This is a genomic window from Modestobacter sp. KNN46-3 (assembly GCF_011039295.1).
Genome location: NZ_JAAKGN010000300.1, coordinates 1 through 2,005, shown reverse-complemented (window position 1 = coordinate 2,005; position 2,005 = coordinate 1). Strand labels below are relative to the sequence as shown.

The following is a 2,005-nucleotide window of genomic DNA, read 5'->3' as shown; positions in this document are numbered from 1 at the left end:
CTGGGGCGGACTGGTGCGCAGGCGGTATTCGAACGCATCAAGGGCACCCGAGCCGGACAGAAGCGGATCAGCCTGAAGGACGCTGAGCGGCTGCGGCAGGTGAAGGACGCGCACCTGGCCGTGGTGCCGGGCGAGGACGAGGACGCCGCTGCGGCGGGGTCTCGCGGGGATCAGTAGAGGTAGCGGGAGATCCCGGAGCCGAGACCCCACAGTCGGTTCATCCGGTCGGCGGTCCGCTGGTAGGCGGCCTCTTCCTCGTCAGTGAGCGCGAGGTCCCGGTCCGGCCGGTTCGCCGCGATCCTCCTGATCAGCAGGTGGGTGTCCTCGGTGACCTCCAGGTCGAGGAGACCGGCCAGCCGAGCGATCTGGCTGACGAACTCGGTGCGGTCGTCCCGCCCGCGGGAGTAGGGGTCGGTGTTGAGGGACCGGGCGAGGTCGGTCACCAGGTCGGCGATGTCACTGGGCAGCCCGGGGTTGCCGAGGAACCGCGCGGTCGCGCTGAGGATCTCGATGTCGGCGGTAGGGACGGTGATGACGCTCAGGGGCGCGTGCTCGGTAGTGCCGTTCGGGGCGAGGAGCCGACCGTGCTCGGCTCCGAGTCCCTGAGTCGGGCGCAGGAGGCCCCAGAGGCGCTCCACGGTCACGAGGGCCTGCCGGTCAGCCAGCGGCTCCGGAAGGCGCAGCGGCTCCCGGTCGGGCGGATCCAACCGATCGTCGTCCTCCCACTGCCCTAGCGAGAGAAGCAGTTGCTCCAGCGTCTGGAGGGGCGGCAAGACCTCGCCGTCAAGGTCGACGACCAAGACGGTGCGCTGGTCGTTGCTCATCACGGTCTCCAGGTAGCAGGCGGCGGGTGCGCGGTCAGTCTGCATGCGGGGACGGACATCCAGGTGGCGCCTGCGGCCTTCGGTGGACACGCGGAGGCTCTCGGAGCCGAGGCCGCTGCACCGTCCAAACCGGCGGCAGGGTGCTCGGGCTGAGGGAGTCCTCGCTCTACCCTCTTCGAACACGTGTTCGATGAGAGGCGGTGTCTGGGTGGCGATCGGTGGGCGCAGAAGTCAGCCGCCAGCGCCGCCAGCGCCGCCTCGCGTGGTCTTGCTCGATGAACACGTCTACGAGCCACCCCGAGCGGTTCTGGTCCTGCGCGAGGGGGTCTGGTGGCCTGGGCGGCAGACCCGGTGGCTGCGATTAGGTGAGGACGGGCGAGCGCCCTACTGGTGGGCAGAGGTGCGCTACGCCGTGTCCCACGAGTGGGGCACGGGCCAGCACATGCACTGCGTAACTCCCGACCGGGTGCGGGTCCCCGAGGAGCAGTAGCGCCCCGGGCTACTCCCGCCCGGATTGTGCTCGGCATCACATCTGAAGTCTCAAGTAACGGTCCTGCCGGAGCCGATACGTATTCTAGGCAAATACGCCACTGAGCAGTGAAAACGCCTCGAAGGGATCAGACCACCATGATTCGCCTCCGCACCGCCACCGTCACCGCCGCCCTGATCGGCAGCGCCCTCGCGCTGACGGCCTGTGGCTCCAGCAACGCCGACGTCCCGTCCAACGCCCAGCCCGGCGGCCGGGCCACCGACATCCCCGCCACGGCCGCACCCACGTCCTCGCCCGCCTCCGAGTTTGAGCAGCGCACCGACTGCACGACCGGCGGCTACAGCGACCTCGGTGGCTTCAGCGCCGAGCAGGTCACCGCAGCCGTCACGGTTGCCCAGGAGGTCACCCAGGCCGCCCAGTCCCGCGAACTGGTCAGCGACCTGGTGGCCCAGACGACCGACGAGCGCCTCGGATACATCAGCGACTACCTCACCGCCGACATGCGGACCTACCTGGCTGACCCGGCCAACGCCACGGTCCTGGAGGGCTTCGTGCTCGACCCGGCCGCAGACGCGGGCGAGCAGTTCCAGACCGACGCCTACACCGGCGTCAGCGTCTGCGCAGGCGTTCCCACGCTGTCCGGCCCGAACGGGGACGCGATCACCGTCCCCGTCGACACCAACACGCTCCT

The 2,005-nt window shown here is 69.7% G+C and carries 2 protein-coding genes; one reads left to right on the top strand and one right to left on the bottom strand.

What is annotated here, in order from left to right; translation table 11 throughout:
• Nucleotides 1-170: 170 nt before the first annotated feature.
• Nucleotides 171-869: a LuxR family transcriptional regulator gene (locus tag G5C62_RS26720; protein WP_241176161.1), complete on the bottom strand. Its 699-nt coding sequence runs from the start codon at nucleotides 867-869 to the stop codon at nucleotides 171-173.
• Nucleotides 870-1,451: 582 nt separating this feature from the next.
• On the opposite strand from G5C62_RS26720, the gene G5C62_RS26715 reads away from it, so the two are divergent.
• The coding region (locus tag G5C62_RS26715; protein WP_206330895.1) for a hypothetical protein at nucleotides 1,452-2,005 on the top strand (554 nt) is incomplete at its 3' end.